The sequence below is a fragment of the Streptomyces sp. GQFP genome (assembly GCF_021545335.1).
In the GTDB taxonomy this organism is placed as follows: domain Bacteria; phylum Actinomycetota; class Actinomycetes; order Streptomycetales; family Streptomycetaceae; genus Streptomyces.
Genome location: NZ_CP089312.1, coordinates 3,519,678 through 3,537,806, shown reverse-complemented (window position 1 = coordinate 3,537,806; position 18,129 = coordinate 3,519,678). Strand labels below are relative to the sequence as shown.

Annotated in this window: 15 protein-coding genes; 7 read left to right on the top strand and 8 right to left on the bottom strand. The window is 70.2% G+C overall.

Annotated elements, in window-relative coordinates:
• Positions 1-73 precede the first annotated feature (73 nt).
• The 6 genes from LUX31_RS15485 to LUX31_RS15460 are packed head-to-tail and all read right to left on the bottom strand — an operon-like array spanning position 74 to position 8,206.
• On the bottom strand, positions 74-910 hold the full coding sequence (locus LUX31_RS15485) for an aminotransferase class IV (protein WP_235475378.1): 837 nt from the start codon (positions 908-910) through the stop codon (positions 74-76).
• Between the two features lie 41 nt (positions 911-951).
• Positions 952-2,166 carry an FAD-dependent monooxygenase gene (locus LUX31_RS15480; protein WP_235475377.1) on the bottom strand — a complete coding sequence of 405 codons (1,215 nt, stop codon included), beginning with the start codon at positions 2,164-2,166 and terminating at the stop codon, positions 952-954.
• Entirely contained in the window at positions 2,163-3,743 is a 1,581-nt protein-coding gene (locus LUX31_RS15475) for a class I adenylate-forming enzyme family protein (protein WP_235475376.1), read from the bottom strand. Before LUX31_RS15475 ends, LUX31_RS15480 begins: the two co-directional genes overlap by 4 nt.
• A 59-nt stretch (positions 3,744-3,802) precedes the next feature.
• Positions 3,803-5,374: a benzoate-CoA ligase family protein gene (locus tag LUX31_RS15470; protein ID WP_235475375.1), complete on the bottom strand. Its 1,572-nt coding sequence runs from the start codon at positions 5,372-5,374 to the stop codon at positions 3,803-3,805.
• The gene (gene pabB, locus LUX31_RS15465; protein ID WP_235475374.1) at positions 5,371-7,563 is read right to left on the bottom strand and encodes an aminodeoxychorismate synthase component I; all 2,193 of its coding nucleotides are present in this window, start codon (positions 7,561-7,563) and stop codon (positions 5,371-5,373) included. The genes LUX31_RS15470 and pabB overlap by 4 nt, the downstream gene beginning before the upstream one ends.
• Before the next feature lie 46 nt (positions 7,564-7,609).
• A complete protein-coding gene (locus LUX31_RS15460; RefSeq protein WP_235475373.1) occupies positions 7,610-8,206 on the bottom strand; it encodes an antibiotic biosynthesis monooxygenase in 597 nt (198 codons plus the stop codon).
• Between the two features lie 236 nt (positions 8,207-8,442).
• Between LUX31_RS15460 and LUX31_RS15455 the strand changes: the two genes are divergently transcribed.
• Positions 8,443-9,222: a DUF3050 domain-containing protein gene (locus tag LUX31_RS15455; protein ID WP_235475372.1), complete on the top strand. Its 780-nt coding sequence runs from the start codon at positions 8,443-8,445 to the stop codon at positions 9,220-9,222.
• A 218-nt stretch (positions 9,223-9,440) separates the two neighbouring features.
• Here LUX31_RS15455 and LUX31_RS15450 read toward each other — a convergent pair whose 3' ends face one another.
• A complete protein-coding gene (locus LUX31_RS15450) occupies positions 9,441-10,259 on the bottom strand; it encodes a hypothetical protein (protein ID WP_235479932.1) in 819 nt (272 codons plus the stop codon).
• A 127-nt stretch (positions 10,260-10,386) separates the two neighbouring features.
• Here LUX31_RS15450 and LUX31_RS15445 point away from each other — a divergent pair, with 127 nt between their 5' ends.
• Both LUX31_RS15445 and LUX31_RS15440 read left to right on the top strand, forming a co-directional pair.
• Positions 10,387-10,758 (top strand): hypothetical protein, encoded by a 372-nt coding sequence (locus LUX31_RS15445; RefSeq protein ID WP_235475371.1) that lies wholly within the window; start codon positions 10,387-10,389, stop codon positions 10,756-10,758.
• An 8-nt stretch (positions 10,759-10,766) separates the two neighbouring features.
• Positions 10,767-11,975, top strand: a complete 1,209-nt coding sequence (locus LUX31_RS15440; protein ID WP_235475370.1) for a glutathionylspermidine synthase family protein — start codon at positions 10,767-10,769, stop codon at positions 11,973-11,975.
• A 10-nt stretch (positions 11,976-11,985) separates the two neighbouring features.
• Here the strand turns inward: LUX31_RS15440 and rocD are convergent, their stop codons facing one another.
• The gene (rocD, locus tag LUX31_RS15435) at positions 11,986-13,191 is read right to left on the bottom strand and encodes an ornithine--oxo-acid transaminase (RefSeq protein ID WP_235475369.1); all 1,206 of its coding nucleotides are present in this window, start codon (positions 13,189-13,191) and stop codon (positions 11,986-11,988) included.
• 419 nt (positions 13,192-13,610) lie between these two features.
• On the opposite strand from rocD, the gene LUX31_RS15430 reads away from it, so the two are divergent.
• From LUX31_RS15430 to LUX31_RS15415, 4 genes are all read left to right on the top strand, one after another.
• The gene (locus LUX31_RS15430; RefSeq protein ID WP_235479931.1) at positions 13,611-15,062 is read left to right on the top strand and encodes a glycine hydroxymethyltransferase; all 1,452 of its coding nucleotides are present in this window, start codon (positions 13,611-13,613) and stop codon (positions 15,060-15,062) included.
• A 122-nt stretch (positions 15,063-15,184) separates the two neighbouring features.
• Entirely contained in the window at positions 15,185-16,198 is a 1,014-nt protein-coding gene (trpS, locus tag LUX31_RS15425; RefSeq protein ID WP_235475368.1) for a tryptophan--tRNA ligase, read from the top strand.
• A 182-nt stretch (positions 16,199-16,380) separates the two neighbouring features.
• Positions 16,381-16,959: a 2'-5' RNA ligase family protein gene (locus LUX31_RS15420; RefSeq protein ID WP_235475367.1), complete on the top strand. Its 579-nt coding sequence runs from the start codon at positions 16,381-16,383 to the stop codon at positions 16,957-16,959.
• Between the two features lie 41 nt (positions 16,960-17,000).
• Positions 17,001-17,864, top strand: a complete 864-nt coding sequence (locus tag LUX31_RS15415; RefSeq protein WP_235475366.1) for a YihY/virulence factor BrkB family protein — start codon at positions 17,001-17,003, stop codon at positions 17,862-17,864.
• The last annotated feature ends 265 nt before the right edge of the window (positions 17,865-18,129 follow it).

The following is an 18,129-nucleotide window of genomic DNA, read 5'->3' as shown; positions in this document are numbered from 1 at the left end:
TTTGGGCGTGAAAAGGTGGGGCGGGGCGAATTCGACGCCCTGCCCCACCTTTCTTCAGTTTACGTTTCTTTGTTTATTGCAGCGGCTCCATCAGGTCCTCCAGCCATTGCCGCCATTCAGCTGCCCGCTCCGCTCGTCCCGCCCGCAAAAGCGGTTCCTCCGATCCTTCGCCCGCCGTCCATTCCGTCACCGGGCGGATTCCGTGCAGCGCGTTCACCAGCCACACCTCTCGGCCGTCCAGGTCGGCGAGGACGCGTTCGCGGTGGGCGATGCGGATGCCGGTGCGCTGGGCGCGTTCCTGGATGAGGGAGAGGGTGACTCCGGCCAGGACGGGGAGCTGTGGGGAGGGGAAGCACAGGGTGTCGCCCTCCCACCACAGGACGCTGGACGTTGCGCCCTCCAGGACCACGCCCGTGGGTGCGATCAGCACCGCCTCGTCCGCACCCGCGCCGGCCGCCCGCTGTCGGACCCGGGCCAGGATGTCCAGGTCGGGGCCCTTGCGGCGGGGGACGGTACGCGGATCGGACTGGGCCGTCGCCCAGACCCGTACGCCCGTGCCGAGCGGCGGAGCGTGACGGAGGAGAAGTCTCAACTCCCTTGATTCGGCGCCCAGTTCCACCCGGGGGAACCACTCCCCGGTGCGTGGCAGTGCGGCGGTCATGTCGCGCCAGAAGTCCACCAGGTGGCGCAGCGAGGGGCCGCCGGAGTCACCGCAGGCCCGCAGGAAGCGCTCCCGGTGGCGGGGCAGGCCCCGTACCCGGCCGTCGCGCAGCAGCCATGAGTCGGCGACCGCCAGCCGTTCGCCCACCGTCGGTACGGAGTCCGTGGCGCCAGGACCGGTCAGCCCACGGCGCGGTGACCAGGCCAACAGTCCTTCCGCGGCTGCTGCTTGTGTTGCTGGGTGCGTCATCAAGTGCTCTTTCTCGATGCTTTGGTACCTCGGTGCCTCGGTCAGTACTTGCGGCCGGCCACCGCCGGTGCCCCGTTGCGCGGCCCGTACGGCGCGTGCTCCAGCCATGATCCGCACCACGGCAGGACCGGTGCGAGGGCCGCCGCCGCGCGCTGCTTGGCCCGGACGATCCGGCGGTGGGGGCGGAGGTGGTCCAGCGCCGTACCGGCGGCCGCGCTGTTGAACAGGGCCGCCGCACGCCGTACTTCGGCGAACTCGGCGACCGCTCCCACCAGCCCGGTTCTGGTCACCGCCGCGATCGCCTCCGCCGCTGCCGCCGCGTCCGCGATCCCGCTGTTCATGCCGCGCGCCCCGAACGGCGGGAACAGATGCGCCGCCTCCCCGACGAGCAGCACCCGCCGGTGCGGATCGGTGAACGCGTCCGCGACCTTGCGCAGGAAGCGGTACGTCGACACCCACAGGATCTGCGACCCGTACCCGGGTGCCTCCAGGACCCTCGGCAGCCAGTCCCGTACGGCCTCCTCCGTGCCGTACGCCTCCTGCTGGTCGTCGTCGCGGCACTGGAGGTCGACCTGGAAGCCGCCGGTGAAGGGCACCCGCATCACGCTCCGGCCGCCCACACCTGGGTGTTCGTAGTGGAAGACGCGTTCCAGGGGGAGTTCGGCGCCGGGGATGTCGGCGACGTCCACGACCACATGGAAGCCCTCGGAGCGCGTCCCCTCCATGGCGATCCCCAACTCCGCCCGGACCGCGGACCGGGCGCCGTCGGCCGCGATCACATGGGTGCCGTGCCAGACGCCCCCGTCGAAGTCGGTGAGCGTGACCCCGGTCGGTGAGGACCGTACGCCCGTCACGCGCACGCCCCACGCGAACTCCACGCCCGCGTCCCAGCACGCGGCGCGCAGAAAACGCTCGGTGTCGACCTGGCGCAGGCTGGTGAAGGGTGGGGTGGAGACAGGGGGGTTGGGCGTCTCGGGGAAGGTGCGGGAGTAGACCTCGCGGCCCCGGTACAGCGTGCGCCGGGTGTGCCACGTGCGGCCGTACGCCGTGAACTCGGCGGCCAGGCCCGGGCGCATCGCGTCCAGCAGGCGCAGGGTCTCGCGGTGCACGAACAGGGCGCGGCTGCCCGGGCGTTCACGGTCCTCGGGGTCCAACTCCAGGACCACGACGGGCAGTCCGTGGGCCCGCAGACCGAGGGCGGCGGAGAGGCCGACGGGACCCGCCCCCACCACAAGGACCCGCTCCGAGGTGGTCACGCGCGTGCGCTCTCGGCCAGCATGCGGCTGATCTCCACCCGCTTCACCTTCCAGGTCGCCGTCATCGGCAGCTCCTCGAACCGCCACTGACGCGGTTCGGCCATCGTCGGCAGGTCGGCGGTCGCCTGCTTCCAGCGGTCCGGGTCCAGCGGCACCTCGTCCCGTACGCAGATCACGGGCACCGGCTCACGGTCGGCGCCGGGCACGATGACGACCTCGCGCAGTTCCTCCAGCCGGTCCATCAGCGTGTCCTCGACCTCCAGATTGCTGTGCACGGAGTCGATCTGGTCGATCTCGCGGTCGATGAGATAGAGCGCGCCGAGCCTGCTCCGGTAGCCCATGTCGCCCATCTGCCACCATCCGCCGCCGTCCAGCTGGCGCTCGTACTGCTCGCGCGCGCCGAGGTAGGTGAGGATGCGTCCGCGGGTACGGGCCTCGATCCGGCCCGGCTTTCCCGGGGCGGCGGGCTGCCCGTTGTCGTCCGTGATCCGGACCCGCGTGAAGCCGGGGATCCCGATCCCGACCCGCCGCCCGTCCGCCTTCGCGGCACTGCGCCGGGTGAACCACTGGAAGGCGACGGGCCCGGTCTCGCTCTGCCCGTACAGCTGGATCAGCCAGGCGTTACGGCGCTTCGAGGCGCCCAGCAGCCGCTTCACGGTACGCGGGTGGATCGCGTCGAACGTCGACCCGTACGACCGTACGCGCGACAGGGGTTGACCCGGCGCGTCCGCCAACTCCTCCCACAGGACGAAGGTGTTGGGGTGCGTCTCGACGATGCCCGGGCGATGGCGGGCGAGGAGCGGGCCCACGCTGGCCGGGGTCGGGTCGGTGATCAGGAGCAGCGGGCTGCCGAAGTGCAGGAGCACGCCGAGGAGATGGTAGAAGCGCGAGTGCACGAAGGACATGTGCAGCGCGGCCGTTTCCCCGCGCGTGGGCCAGCCCATCGCCTGCTGCGGTACGAGCCTGTTCCACATGGTGTTCGCGCAGTGCACGGCGAGTTTGGGAATGCCGGTGGTGCCCGAGCTGTGGGTGATCAGGGCGGGTTCGCGGGGGTGGAGCCGGACGGGCGCGGCGGGTTCGGCGCCGGCGTGCTTCTCCAGCGGTTCGGCGTCGGCCGCGGTGGCGCCGGCGTCGACGGTGAGGGTCCGGCGTACCAGCGGAGAGAGGTCCAACTCCTTGAGCGGGCCGGTGAGTTTGGTGCTGTCGGTGAGCAGCCAGGGGCGCTGCAGGCGCTCCAGCAACTGCCCGACGACCGGTCCCGCGAGGGCGGGGGAGAGCAGCACGGGGACCGCGCCGATCCGGGAGACGGCGCAGGTCAGCAGCACGATGTCGACGTTGTCCGTCTTGTGGACGACCACCTGCTCGGACGGCCGCACCCCGGCCGCCCACAGCCGGGCCGACAACTCCTCGACGAGATCGGCCAGTTGGCTGTAGCTGAGGTCGACCCCGAGGTCCGGGCTGACATCCAGCGGCCGGTCCAGGGTGACGAAGACGGCTCCGTGGCGGTCGGCGGCCCGCCGGAAGATCGGGCCCAGATAGAAACCGCGGTCGGCGAGCAGGGGCTGCTGCTGTGGCATGCGCCCGTTCCCTTCTGAAGTACGGCAGGCGGTTGTGACGGTTGCGGTGGTGGTACGAGTCACCAGGCGCCCTGGCGGACCAGGTGGCGGCGGAGTTTCCCGGTCGAGGTGCGGGGCAGCGACGGGACGAAACTGACGCTGCGGGGGGCCTTGAAAGCGGCGAGCCGGGCCCGGGCCAGCTCGATGAGTTCGGTCTCCAGGCCCGCCCGGGCCGGTCCGACGGGCACGACGAAGGCGCGCAGTCTGCTGAAGCCCCGCTCGTCGGTGAGCGCGGCGACGGCGACCTCCCTCACCGCCGGGTGGGTGCGCAGTACGGCCTCCACCTCCAGCGGGGAGACCGTGATGCCGCCGACCATCTCCATGTCGTCGGCGCGGCCCAAGTGCCGGTAGGTGCCGTCCGGTTCACGCACCGCCCGGTCCCGGGTGGCCAGCCAGCCGCCGACCAGTGAACGGGCCGTCTCCTCGGGCCGGTTGAGGTACCCGGACGTCACCGTGGGCCCACGGACCCAGAGTTCGCCCTCCGCGCTCCCCTCGGGTAACCGGACCCCGGCGCGGTCGCGCAGCTCCACCTCGAACCCGGGGACGGGACGACCGACCGTACCGGGGTGGTTGTGGTCGAAGCTGTTGGCGCAGAAGGCGTGTCCGGCCTCCGTCGAGCCGATCTGCTCCAGCACCGGCGCCCCGAGCAGCTCCTCGATCTGCTGCCCGAGCCCCTCCGGCAGTCCCTCCCCGGCCGACACGGCGGCCCGTACGGAGGCGAAGCAGGCCTGGTGGCCGCTGCCCCGGTCGGAGACGAGGGACGCGTACGCGGACGGCACGGAGTAGATCAGCGTCACCCGGTGCCGGGCGACGAGTTCGTCGACGGCGGCCGGGGTCGGACGCCGGTCCACCAGGACGGCCGACGAGCCGGAGAAGAGCGGGAAGACGAAGGCGTTGCCGAAGCCGTAGGCGAAGAACATCTTCGAGACGGAGAGGGTGACGTCGTCCTCGGTGATGCGGAGCAGCCGGCGCCCGATGAGGTCGTGGTAGGTCTTCGGGTCGCCGTGCGTGTGCACAACTCCCTTGGGGCGCCCGGTCGTTCCGGACGTGTACTGCACGTAGAGGGGTGTATGCGCGTCCACCGGGTGGGCGGTGGTGGCCGGTTCGGCGGTGGGGGCGAGGGCGGAGAGCTGATCGGCGCCGAGGAGCGGGCGGCCCGCGAAACGCTTCTCGTCCGCCTCGCCCTCCTCCAGCCAGGGACCGGTCACGCACAGCACGGCTTCCGCGTCCTCGGTCATGAACGCGTGGTCGGCGGGCGGCAGTTCGGGGTTGACCAGGACGGCCACGGCACCGAGCCGGGCGATGGCGAGGAAGGCGGTCACCCAGGTGATGCCGTCGGGCAGGGCGAGGAGCACCCGGTCCCCGGCGCGCACGCCGTACCCGGCGAGCACCGTCGCCGTACGGGCCGCCAGCTCGTGCACCTCGCCGTGCGTCCAGGAGCGGTGCCCCTGGTGGCTCTGGTGGAAGGCGGCCCGGTCGCGCCAGCCGCGCCGCTCGGCGAGGGCGGCGAGATGGGCGGCGAGGTTGCCGGGGGCGTCGGCGTCGGCAGGGGTGGGGGGAGCGGTTGTCCTGGTCGCCTGGTGGAGCGTCATCGGGTGGCCTCCTCGGCGGTGGCCGACAGCGACGAGGACTCCTTGTGCTGCTGCCGGTACTCGTCGTAGGCCCGCATCTGGGCGGCCGTCTTCAGCAGCATCTCGTCGTACTCCGCGACCGGGTCGGAGCCGAGGACGATCGCGCCGCCGGCCCCCAACTGCATCTCCCCGTCGGCGAGTACGGCGGTTCGGATGACGATGCTGAGGTCCGCGCCGCCGCTGCACCCCAGGTAGCCGAGGGCGCCGGAGTACACGCCACGGGCCTCGGTCTCCAGCGAGTCGATGATCTCCATCGTGCGGAGCTTGGGCGCGCCGGTCATGGAGCCGCCGGGGAAGCAGGCGCGGACGGCGTCCACCGCGTCGGTGCCCTCGCGCAGCTGGCCCTCGACGTAGGAGACGAGCTGGTGCACGGTGGCGTACGTCTCGGCGACCATGAGCCGGGAGACCCGGACCGTGCCGGTGCGGCAGACCTGGCCCAGGTCGTTGCGGAGCAGGTCGACGATCATCAGGTTCTCGGCGCGTGTCTTGTCGTCGGCGGCGAGCGAGTCCCGGAGGGCGTCGTCCTCCTCCGGCGCGTGGCCGCGCGGGGCGGTGCCCTTGATGGGTCTGGCCTCGGCCATGCCGTCCCGGGTGATGCGCAGGAACCGCTCGGGGGAGGAGCCGGCCACATCGAGGTCCCCGAAGCGCAGGAAGGCCGCGTACGGCGCCGGGTTCACGCGGCGCAGGACGCGGTAGTAGTCGTACGCGTCCGGCGGGGCGGGCATCCGGGCCGCGTTGGTGAGACAGACCTCGTAACTCGTACCGGCCTTCAACTCCCGCTGACAGGCGGCGATGTCGGCGAGATAGGTGTCCCGGTCGCGCACCAGCCAGGGCTCGGCCGCGGCCGGGTCCGGCTCGACGGAGGGCACGGACGGGAGCGGCTGTTCCGCGACGACGAAGGTGAGTTGGGCCAGCGCGGTGTCGAGCCAGTCGGCGGCCTCCAGCGTGGCCTGCGGGGTGTCCTCGGCGAGACAGACCGCGTACGTGTAGCCCTCCTGGTGGTCCACCGCGATCAGCCGGTCGGCGAACAGCCAGCAGGCGTCCGGGGTTTGGGCCTGGTGGACGTTGGGCGAGGCGCCGCAGTCGGCCTTGGTCTCGTACCCGAAGTAGCCGACGTATCCGCCGGTGAAGTCGAAGGGCAGGCCGGTCGCGTCGACCTGACGGCTGATCAACTTCCGCTTCAGATAGTCGAAGACGCTCGCCTTCACCTTGCGCGAAGGCCGTCCGGCCCGCTCGATCTCACAGACGCCGCTCGTGACGTCGTACCGCACGAACTCGGCGAGCGGTCCTGACCCGTCCCCGAAGAACGAGAACCGCGACCGCCCCTCCTCGACCTGAGAACTGTCCAGCCAGAACGCGCGCGGCGAACCGGCGTACATCCGGCCGAAGGCGGCCTCCGTGTCCACGGCGGTGGCGATCCGGCGGGTGTGGAGACGGTGGGTGGGGCGCTGCGGTGAGGAGCGGCGCTGGGCGGGGATGCGGGGCATGCGCGCCGGGGAGGCCGCGGACGCCTCGGGCATCGCCGCGGCCCGGCGGGTGACGGCGGTGTTCTTCGTACGGAGCTTGTGGGCGCGGTCCGCCGTGAGGTTGCGGAAGTTCATGAGCATGCGGCGGCCGTACTCGGTGAGGACGGACTCCGGGTGGAACTGCACTCCCCACAGGGGGCGGGTGCGGTGCCGCAGGCCCATCAGGACGCCGTCCTCCGACCAGGCGGTGGCCTGGAGGGTCTCGGGCAGCGGCTCGCGCACGGCGAGGGAGTGGTAGCGCACGGCGGTGAAGTTCTGCGGGAGCCCCTTGAAGAGGTCCTGCTCGTCGTGCCGGATCGTGGAGAGATGCCCGTGACGAGGCTCGGGGGCGGGCACGATCCGGCCCTGCTCACCGAGCGCGATCCCCTGGTGCCCCAGGCAGACGCCCAGTACGGGGATCGGGGACTCGGCGAGTACACGTGCGCTGATCCCGAAGTCGCGGGGTGCGGCGGGGTGGCCGGGCCCGGGGGAGACGACCACGTTGTCGAATTCGGCAAGAGTGTCGAATGCGCTGGTCGGTGCGTCGTTGCGGATCACCACCGGCTCCTCGCCGTTGACCTCCGCGATCAGCTGGAAAAGGTTGTACGTGTACGAGTCATAATTGTCGATGAGCAGGGTCTTCACCCGCCCACCTCCCTTGCATCGTTCATGCCGTCGATCAGGTCGTCGTTCAAGCGGTTCGCCGTTTGTGCCGTCCACGGAGTGCCTGGAGCGGCGGATACAGCCATTTCTTGAAGAAGCGCTGGAGGCGCGGCATGAGGATATAGGTGACGATTGCCGTCACGGAAAGGCACAGCAGTAGAGTGCGAATCAGCGGATTGAGGCCGCCGAGGTAGGGGAGAATGGTCAGATTGAATATGAGCACCGGTGGAAAAACCGCGCTCATATTCACGAACCAGAGCTTCCATTTCTCCGGCGGGCGGGGCGGAGCGGGCGGTGGAGCGGTGGCCGGCGTGTCCGTCTGGGACTCGAACCACGTCCTGGATCCCTCGACGCTGCGGCGCCCGGTCTCCCGGGCAAGTGTCTGCGCCTTGGCCGTCCACTGGGCCCAAGTGACGGAGTTCTCCCAGGCCAGGCCCGAACTCTCACTGTCGAAGCGGTAGACCACATGCCAGTCCGCCTCTCCGTCGACAAGCACACCACCCCCCAGAAAACCCGGCTCACGCGCGGTCGCCCGGAGCATGGCCCACCCCCAGGAGTGGAACTCGGTCTCGCGGCCCGGGATCACTTGATACGCCACCGTGACGGTGACGGGATTCCTGGTCACCCCGTCCTATACGGACCAGGATCCGGTCACGCTCAAATCTTCAACGAAGATTTTCGAAACCCTCGACCGAATGTCCGGAAGGTGGCTGTTTATCGTTCTTTGGGGTGGCTTTCGGTGTTGTTTCGATCGATACCTGAGTGATACTCGGGGTAACTTTTCTGGAATTCAGGAAAGGGCTTGCCGGGAGGGTCGGTAAAGCTGCACGATCGCCATTCGACCAACGCGAGGGAGATTTCATGTCCAGGTACGACTGGGATATGACCCACGAGGGAATCGAGCGGGCCCGGTCCGTGATCGAACCGGCACGAAAAGAAGTGACCGCCCACCCGATTTACCAGCGGATAAACACCCGGGAACACATGGCGACGTTCATGGAACATCATGTGTTCGCGGTGTGGGACTTCATGTCCCTGCTCAAGTCGCTGCAGCGGGAACTGACCTGTGTCGACGTCCCCTGGGTGCCGCGCGGGTCGGAGGTGAGCCGCCGTCTCATCAACGACATCGTGCTCGTCGAGGAGAGCGACGAGCTGAACGGGGGCTTCACCAGCCACTTCGAGCTGTACCGGGCCGGCATGGCCGAGGCGGACGCCGATCCGACGCGGATCGACACGTTCATCGGGCTGGTGGGGGAGGGTCACGAGGTGACGTCGGCCCTGCGGGTGGCCCAAGTGCCGGGCCCCGCAGCCGAGTTCGTCCGCACGACGTTCGAGATCATCAACGACCGCCCGCTGCACTGTCGCGCGGCGGCGTTCGCCTTCTCCCGGGAGGACCTCATTCCGGACATGTTCGACCAGGTGATCAAGAAGGAGGGCACGGACCGCTTCCCCCTGTTCTGCGACTACCTGTCCCGGCACATCGAGGTCGACGGCGAGGAGCACACTCCGATGGCCATGCAGATGGTCGCGGACCTGTGCGGGACGAGTGACAAGCACTGGGCGGAGGCTGCGGAGACGGCGATGGACGCGTTGGAGGCGAGGGTGCGGTTGTGGGACGGGGTGGTGGGGGCGATGGGGTGAGTTGTTCGCCCCCGCCGCCCCTACCCGTCCCATCCTTCTGGGGGCTGCGCCCCCAGACCCCCCTTTGTCGCGCTGAACGCGCTCGTCCTCAAACGCCGGACGGGCTGGTTTGTCAGCCCGTCCGGCGTTTGAGGACAAGGCCCGTTCAGGGCCGTAGCGGGGGTCTGGGGGCGGCAGCCCCCAGGGATGGGAACGGGTAGGGGCGGCGGGGGCGAGTCTCACTCCGGGGCCTCGCCGAACCGGGCCAGCACCAGCGCCCCCGCCACAGCCACCCCGAACCCCACCACCGCCAGCCACCCCAACCCCTCCCGCGTGCGGTCCCCCAGCCACACCACCCCGATCACCGCCGGCCCGATCGTCTCCCCGATCACCATCCCCGCCGTCGGCACGGTCACAGCCCCCCGCTGCAACCCCGACGTCAGCGCCAGAAACGCCGCCCCACCCCCCACCACCAGCGCATACGTCGCCGCGTTCGCCACCAACGCCCCCACCGACACCTCATCGATCAACCGCACCGACACCTCGACCACCCCGAACCCGAACCCCGCCCCCAACCCGAGCACCAACCCCCGCCCCCGCTCCGGCAACCGCCCGCCCAGCAGCCCCAGCACCAGCACCCCCACGGCGGTCGCGAGCATCGCGTACCTCAGCGCGTCCGACCCCGCCCGCTCCCCCTCCGTCCCCGAGGAGAGCCCCAGCATCCCCAGCCCCGCGCACACCACCCCGACCGCGCCCCACTCCACCCCGCTCAGCCGCACCCGCAGCAACCGGGCGGCGACCACCGCGGTGACGGCGAGACTCGCGGCCAACGCCGCGCCGACCGCGTAGATCGGAACGGACCGCAGCGCGGCGACCTGGAAGACGAAGCCGAGCCCGTCCAGGGCCAGCCCGGCGATGTACCGCCACTGCCGCACCGCCCGCAGCAGCAGCGCGGCGTCGCCACCTCGGCCGGGGGCTTCGGCAGCCGCCCGCGCGGCCATCGCCTGCAACACCGTCGCCGTACCGAAGCAGACCGCCGCGCCGAGCGCGCACACCATTCCAAAGAGCACAAAGTGACTCTAGGTGGACGGGAGACACAGGGGGGTGGGCGTACACCCGTCCTTGAACGATCTTTAAGCTGGGCGGACTTCAAGCCGGGCGAGACACCAACGGGGAGACACGACCATGGCCGACGCACGCAGACAGTCACGCGGACAACTCCGCTCAGGCACCGTCGTACTGGGCGGCATGGGCCTGCTCGCCGCCGCCCTCACGGCCTGCTCCTCGGACGACCCCGACAAGCGCTGCGTCGACCGCGACAGCTACAAGGCCGCCAAGGGCTACAAGGTCGTCGCCGACAAGAACTGCAAGACCGTCACGAGCACCAACGGCGCCTACTACTACGGCGGCAAGAAGAAGTCCGGCTGGGTCAAGGGCGGCTCCTTCAGCAAGTCCGGCAAGAGCAGCGGCAGTTCGGGCAGCGGCGACGGCACCGGTGGTGGCACCGGTGTCAGTCGTGGCGGCCTCGGCGGCGGCGACACCAGCTCGGGCGGCTGAGCCCCGACATGCAACGCCGCACGATCGAACCCCGCCCCGACTGGCAGCGAACCGTCGAGGAACAGGGGCTGATCTACCCGCTCACCCGCCACCCCGACGGCACCCTGCGCCCCTACTGGGACGAGAGCGCGTACTACGTCTTCTCGCTCCCGGAGGTGGAGGCGCTGGAGGAGGTCGTGGAGGAACTCCACGGCATGTGCCTCGCCGCCGCCGAGCACATCGTCAGCGCGAACCGCTTCACGGACCTCGGCATCACCGACCCGCACATCGCGGCAGCGGTCGCCGAGGCCTGGCACCGCCGTGCCGAACTCCCGTCCGTCTACGGCCGTTTCGACCTCCGCTACGACGGCCGCACGGGCGGAACAGACGGCTCGGGCGGTCCCGCGAAGCTCCTCGAGTACAACGCCGACACCCCCACCTCCCTCGTCGAGGCCGCCTCGCCCCAGTGGTTCTGGATGGAGGACCGCTTCCCGGGCGCCGACCAGTGGAACTCCCTCCACGAACGCCTGATCGCCGCCTGGAAGAAACAGGCCGCCCTCCTCCCGCCCGGCAGCCCCCTCCACTTCGCGCACTCCGCCGCCGACGAACTCGGCGAGGACCTGATGACCGTCGCGTATCTGAAGGAGACCGCGGAGCAGGCGGGCCTCGACACCGACTGGCTCGCCGTGGAGGAGATCGGCTGGGACTCCCTCTCCGGCCGCTTCGTCGACAACCAACTCCGTTTCATCCGCAGCTGCTTCAAGCTGTACCCCTGGGAGTGGCTCACCACCGACAGGTTCGCCGGCCATGTCCTCGACACCCTGGACAACGGCGGCGGCACGGGTACGACGCTGTGGATCGAGCCCGCCTGGAAGATGCTGCTCAGCAACAAGGCACTCCTCGCGATCCTCTGGGAGCTGTACCCCGGACACCCGAACCTCCTCCCCGCCTACCTCGACGGCCCACGGGAACTGGCGCACACGACCGGTTACGTGAGCAAGCCGCTGCTGGGCCGGGAGGGCGCGGGCGTCATCGTCCACGAGCAGGGCGCCGCAGCCGTCGTACGCCAAGAACCCTGCTGCTACCAGGAGTTGGCCCCCCTGCCCGACTTCGACGGCAACCGGGTCGTCCTGGGCGCGTGGGTCGTGGAGGACGAGTCGGCGGGACTCGGCATACGCGAGTCCTCGGGCCCGATCACGGACGAGTACGCCCGCTTCCTGCCCCACGTGATCCTGTAGCCCCCGGCTCTCATCCGCTCAATACGCCCCGCAACTGCGCCAGCCCCCAGTCCAGGTCCTCCTTGCTGATGACGAGGGGCGGCGCGAGGCGGATCGTCGGGCCGTGGGTGTCCTTCACCAGGACGCCCCGGTCCATCAGCCGCTCGGAGACCTCCCGGCCCGTGCCGTACGCCGGTGCGATGTCGATGCCCGCCCACAGGCCCCGCCCGCGCACCTCGGTCAGCGCGCCGGTGTCGGCCAGCGCGCGCAGCTCCCGGTGCAGATGCGCGCCCAGTTCCGTGGCCCGCGCCTGGTACTCGCCGGACCTGAGCATCGCGATCACCTCCAGCGCCACCGCGCACGCCAGCGGGTTCCCGCCGAACGTCGACCCGTGCTCACCCGGCCGGAACACCCCGAGCACCGCACGCGATGACACCACCGCCGACACGGGCACGATCCCGCCGCCGAGCGCCTTCCCCAGAACGTAGACGTCCGGCACCACACCCTCGTGCTCGCACGCGAAGGTATGTCCCGTGCGCCCCAGCCCCGACTGGATCTCGTCCGCCACGAACAGCACGTCCCGCTCCCGCGTCAGCTCCCGTACGCCCCGCAGATAGCCGTCCGGCGGCACCCGTACCCCCGCCTCGCCCTGGATCGGCTCCAGCAGCACGGCCACCGTGTTCTCGGTGACAGCGGACCGCAGGGCGGTCAGATCGCCGTACGGCACGATCTCGAAACCCGGCGTGTACGGGCCGAAGTCCGCGCGCGCCGCCGAGTCCGTCGAGAAGCTGATCACCGTCGTCGTACGGCCGTGGAAGTTGTCCGCCGCGACCACGATCTTCGCGATCCCGTCCGGCACGCCCTTGACCCGGTACCCCCACTTCCGGGCGGTCTTCACCGCGGTCTCCACGGCCTCCGTGCCCGTGTTCATCGGCAGCACCGTCTCCATGCCGCACAGCGCCGCCAGCTCCGTGCAGAACGCGGCGAACCGGTCGTGGTGGAAGGCCCGGGACGTCAACGTCACGCGCTCCAGCTGCGCCTTCGCGGCGTCGAGCAGCCGCCGGTTTCCGTGACCGAAGTTGAGCGCGGAGTAACCGGCCAGCAGGTCCAGATAGCGGCGGCCCTCGACATCCGTCATCCAGGCACCGTCCGCGGTGGCGACCACGACCGGCAAGGGGGCGTAGGTGTGCGCGCTGTGCGCGTCGGCCGCCGCGATGAGCGCTTCGGTGGTGGTCACGGCACCTCCCGGGGTACGAATGCCCACCGGCCCCCCTCTCTTCCATGGTCGCTCGCATGGTGGACGCGGCACCTTGGGCCCATGTCGTGCCCGGTAGGCTGGCCGACGGGCCGTGACTGGCGCGCTGGGCCCGGTCGTCCCCTTCCCGTCGTCCGCCCGGAGGGCGGGCTCCGCGGCGCCTGGTGCGTGCGATCGCAAGGCGCCGGAGCGTCCTCGTGGCGGAGCCACGCGGGCGATTCGGCAACGCGGCGAGCGTGCGTGCCAGGCGCCGCGGAGCAGACGGGAAGGGGACGACCGGGCCCGAGGATGGGACAGACCATCGGGGAGCGGCCCACGAGCAGTAAGAGTGCCGTGCGCCTGGGCCGAACCGTGACCCCGTGACCGCTTTCCAGCACCCACGCCACCCGGAGGCCGACGACATGTCAGAGCAGCAGCCCCTCTCCACCGAATCCACCGCCTTCCGCGCCGCCCTCGACGTGATCCGTGCCGTCGAGCCGCGCGTCGCCGACGCCATCGGCCAAGAGGTCCACGACCAGCGCGAGATGCTCAAGCTGATCGCCTCCGAGAACTACGCCTCCCCGGCCACCCTCCTCGCGATGGGCAACTGGTTCAGCGACAAGTACGCCGAGGGCACCGTCGGCCGCCGCTTCTACGCAGGCTGTCGCAACGTCGACACCGTCGAGTCCCTCGCCGCCGAGCACGCCCGCGAACTCTTCGGCGCCCGGCACGCCTACGTACAGCCGCACTCCGGCATCGACGCCAACCTCGTCGCTTTCTGGGCCGTCCTCGCCGACCGCGTCGAGGCGCCCTTCCTGGAGAAGACCGGCGTCCGCCAGATCAACGACCTCTCCGACGCCGACTGGGCCGAGCTGCGCCGGGCCTTCGGCAACCAGCGCATGCTCGGCATGTCCCTGGACGCCGGCGGCCACCTCACCCACGGCTTCCGCCCCAACATCTCCGGCAAGATGTTCGACCAGCGCTCCTACGGCACGGACCCGGCGACCGGCCTGATCGACTACGAGGCGCTGCGCACGTCGGCCCGTGAGTTCAAGCCGCTGATCATCGTGGCGGGCTACTCCGCGTACCCCCGTCTGGTGAACTTCCGGATCATGCGCGAGATCGCCGACGAGGTCGGCGCGACGCTGATGGTGGACATGGCCCACTTCGCGGGCCTGGTCGCGGGCAAGGTGCTCACGGGTGACTTCGACCCGGTTCCCCACGCCCAGATCGTGACGACCACCACCCACAAGTCGCTGCGCGGCCCGCGTGGCGGCATGGTCCTGTGCGACGACTCCCTCAAGGACCAGGTCGACCGGGGCTGCCCGATGGTCCTCGGCGGTCCGCTCCCGCACGTGATGGCGGCGAAGGCGGTGGCTCTGGCGGAGGCCAGGCAGCCCGCCTTCCAGGACTACGCCCAGCGCATCGTCGACAACTCCCGCGCCCTGGCGGAAGGCCTGATGAGCCGGGGCGCGACCCTGGTGACCGGCGGTACGGACAACCACCTCAACCTCATCGACGTCGCCTCCTCCTACGGCCTCACCGGCCGCCAGGCCGAGACCGCCCTCCTCGACTCGGGCATCGTCACCAACCGCAACGCCATCCCGTCCGACCCGAACGGCGCCTGGTACACCTCGGGCATCCGCATCGGCACCCCCGCGCTCACCACGCGGGGCCTGGGCACGGCCGAGATGGACGAGGTGGCCGCCCTGATGGACCGGGTCCTCACCGCCGCCGAGCCGGGTACGACCAAGTCGGGCGCCCCGAGCAAGGCGTCGCACGTCCTGGACGAGAAGGTGTCGGAGGAGATCGCCCAGAGGGCAACAGACCTGGTGGCAGGCTTCCCCCTGTACCCCGAGATCGACCTGGGCTGAGGTTTTTTAGGGGCGCGGGGCCGCATCTATTTGCGGCTCCGCCGCGGGGCGCGACCAGCCACATCCGGCCCGCAGCTCCCCGCGTACCGAAACCACCCCCCACCTCTGAGACAATAAAAAACATGGCCTCAGATCGTCCCCGCGTGCTCTCCGGAATCCAGCCCACCGCCGGCTCGTTCCACCTCGGCAACTACCTCGGCGCCGTACGCCAGTGGGTCGCCCTCCAGGAGACCCACGACGCCTTCTACATGGTCGTCGACCTGCACGCGATCACGATCCCGCAGGACCCGAAGGAGCTGACGGCCAACACTCGCCTGGCCACCGCCCAGCTCCTCGCCGCCGGCCTCGACCCCGAGCGCTGCACGCTGTTCGTCCAGAGCCACGTCCCCGAACACGCCCAGCTCGCCTGGATCATGAACTGCCTCACCGGCTTCGGCGAGGCCAGCCGTATGACGCAGTTCAAGGACAAGTCCGCCAGACAGGGCGCCGAGAGCGCGAGCGTCGGCCTGTTCACGTACCCGATCCTCCAGGTCGCGGACATCCTGCTCTACCAGGCGGGCGAGGTCCCCGTCGGCGAGGACCAGCGCCAGCACATCGAACTGACCCGCGACCTCGCCGAACGCTTCAACGGCCGGTTCGGCGCGACCTTCACGATCCCGAAGCCGTACATCCTGAAGGAGACGGCGAAGATCTACGACCTTCAGGACCCGTCGATCAAGATGAGCAAGTCGGCGTCGACGCCCAAGGGTCTCATCAACCTCCTCGACGACCCGAAGGCCACCGCCAAGAAGGTCAAGAGCGCGGTCACGGACACGGACACCGTGATCCGCTTCGACCCCGCCGAGAAGCCCGGCGTCAGCAACCTGCTCGGCATCTACTCGACCCTCACGGGCATGGACATCGCCGAACTCGAGCAGAAATACGACGGTAAGGGCTACGGTGCGCTCAAGGTGGACCTCGCCGAGGTCGTGGTCGACTTCGTGACGCCGTTCCGGGAGCGCACCCAGCAGTATCTGGACGACCCGGAGACACTCGACTCGATCCTCGCCAAGGGCGCGGAGAAGGCACGGGGGGTAGCCGCGGAGACGCTCGCCCAGGCGTACGAGCGGGTCGGCTTCCTCCCGGCGAAGCACTGACCCGTACCGCCACCCGCACCGCCACCCGCACCGGCATCCGAATCCGTACCACCGCACGGCGCACGACGCGGCATCAGAGCGCTGCACATCACTACGCGTGCGCCTGCCCGCAGACCCGCCCTGCCCGTACAGTCGATAGCCGACTGACATGAGCAACACCGAGACGACGAACAGGAGACGACGTGGGGACCGTAACGATCGGTGTGTCGATCGCGGTCCCGGAGCCTCACGGCAGCCTGCTCCAGGAGCGGCGTGCGGGCTTCGGCGACGCCGCTGCTCACGGCATCCCCACCCACGTCACCCTGTTGCCGCCCACGGAAGTCGACTCGGCGGCGCTGCCCGCCATCGAGGCGCACCTGGTGGAGGTGGCCGCAGCCGGCCGCCCCTTCCCTCTCCGTCTCTCCGGCACCGGCACCTTCCGGCCGGTGTCGCCCGTCGTGTTCGTCCAGATCGCCGAGGGCGCGGAGGCCTGCACCTGGCTACAGAAGCAGGTCCGTGACGCCTCCGGTCCTGTGGCGCGCGAACTCCAGTTCCCGTACCACCCGCATGTGACGGTCGCGCACAGCATCACCGAGGAGGCGATGGACCGCGCCTACGCGGAACTCGCCGACTACGAGGCCGACTGGCCCTGCACCGGCTTCGCGCTCTACGAGCAGGGGGCCGACGCGGTGTGGCGCAAGCTGCGCGAGTTCACCTTCGGCGGGACCGTCGTACCGCCGCAGGCGGCGCATGTGGAGCGCGGCACCCTTCCGACCAGGTAGAACCTCCACACGGACAGGCGTTTCCGGGGTAAAAGGTCCCTATGGACTGGCTGAAGAAGCTCCCCGGCGTCGGACCGATCGTCGTCCGCCTGATGGCCACGCACGCGTGGCGGTCGTACGAGCGACTGGACCGCGTGAAGTGGACGCGGCTGGCGGCGGCGATGACCTTCATCAGCTTTGTGGCACTGTTCCCGCTGCTCACCGTGGCCGCCGCTATCGCCGCGGCGACGCTCAGCACCTCGCGGCAGAACGAGCTGGAGGACAAGATCGCCGAGCAGGTACCCGGCATCTCCGAGCAGCTGAACATCGACGGGCTGGTCCAGAACGCGGGCACGGTCGGGGTGATCGCGGGGGCGGTGCTGCTGTTTACGGGGATCGGGTGGGTCGGCTCGATGCGGGAGTGTCTGCGGGCGGTGTGGGAACTTCCGGACGACGAGGGGAACCCCGTCCTGCGGACGGTGAAGGACACCGGTGTGCTGGTAGGACTGGGCGGTGCCGTCCTCGTCACCCTCGCCGCGTCGACGGTCGCCTCGGCGGCGGTCGGCTGGATCGCGGGGGGGCTGGGGATCGACGAGGCGGGCTGGGGTGCGGTGCTCCTGCGTGTCGCCGCGTTCGGCGTCGCCGTACTCGCCGACTTCCTGCTCCTCCTGTACGTCCTGACCCTGCTGCCGGGTGTGGAGCCGACCCGGCGTCGGCTGCTCGTCGCGGCGCTGATCGGCGCGGCGGGTTTCGAACTCCTGAAGCTGCTGCTGAGCAGCTACATGCAGGGCGTGGCGGCGAAGAGCATGTACGGCGCGTTCGGCGTCCCGGTGGCCCTGTTGCTGTGGATCAACTTCACATCAAAACTTGTCCTGTTCTGCGCGGCGTGGACGGCAACGGAGTCGACCGAGACGCCGAGCACCTGAAGCGTTTCTCGCCCCCGCCGCCCCTACCCGTCCCATCCCTGGGGGCTGCCGCCCCCAGACCCCCGCTTCGGCCTGAACGGCCTCGTCCTCAAACGCCGGACGGGCTGAAGTGGCGGGCGCGGGTGGGAGGGTCGCGCTGAACGCGCTCGTCCTCAAACGCCGGACGGGCTGAAAGATCCAGCCCGTCCGGCGTTTGAGGACAAGGCCCGTTCAGGGCCGTAGCGGGGGTCTGGGGGCGCAGCCCCCAGAAGGATGGGACGGGTAG

Bases quoted from the DNA above. Each gene is read 5' to 3' on its own strand.
- LUX31_RS15475 (WP_235475376.1), bottom strand. From the start codon at position 3,743: ATGCCACAGCAGCAGCCCCTGCTCGCCGACCGCGGTTTCTATCTGGGC.
- LUX31_RS15470 (WP_235475375.1), bottom strand. From the start codon at position 5,374: ATGACGCTCCACCAGGCGACCAGGACAACCGCTCCCCCCACCCCTGCC.
- LUX31_RS15485 (WP_235475378.1), bottom strand. From the start codon at position 910: ATGACGCACCCAGCAACACAAGCAGCAGCCGCGGAAGGACTGTTGGCC.
- trpS (WP_235475368.1), top strand. From the start codon at position 15,185: ATGGCCTCAGATCGTCCCCGCGTGCTCTCCGGAATCCAGCCCACCGCC.
- LUX31_RS15445 (WP_235475371.1), top strand. From the start codon at position 10,387: ATGGCCGACGCACGCAGACAGTCACGCGGACAACTCCGCTCAGGCACC.
- LUX31_RS15450 (WP_235479932.1), bottom strand. From the start codon at position 10,259: ATGGTGTGCGCGCTCGGCGCGGCGGTCTGCTTCGGTACGGCGACGGTG.
- LUX31_RS15415 (WP_235475366.1), top strand. From the start codon at position 17,001: ATGGACTGGCTGAAGAAGCTCCCCGGCGTCGGACCGATCGTCGTCCGC.
- LUX31_RS15455 (WP_235475372.1), top strand. From the start codon at position 8,443: ATGTCCAGGTACGACTGGGATATGACCCACGAGGGAATCGAGCGGGCC.
- LUX31_RS15440 (WP_235475370.1), top strand. From the start codon at position 10,767: ATGCAACGCCGCACGATCGAACCCCGCCCCGACTGGCAGCGAACCGTC.
- LUX31_RS15430 (WP_235479931.1), top strand. From the start codon at position 13,611: ATGTCAGAGCAGCAGCCCCTCTCCACCGAATCCACCGCCTTCCGCGCC.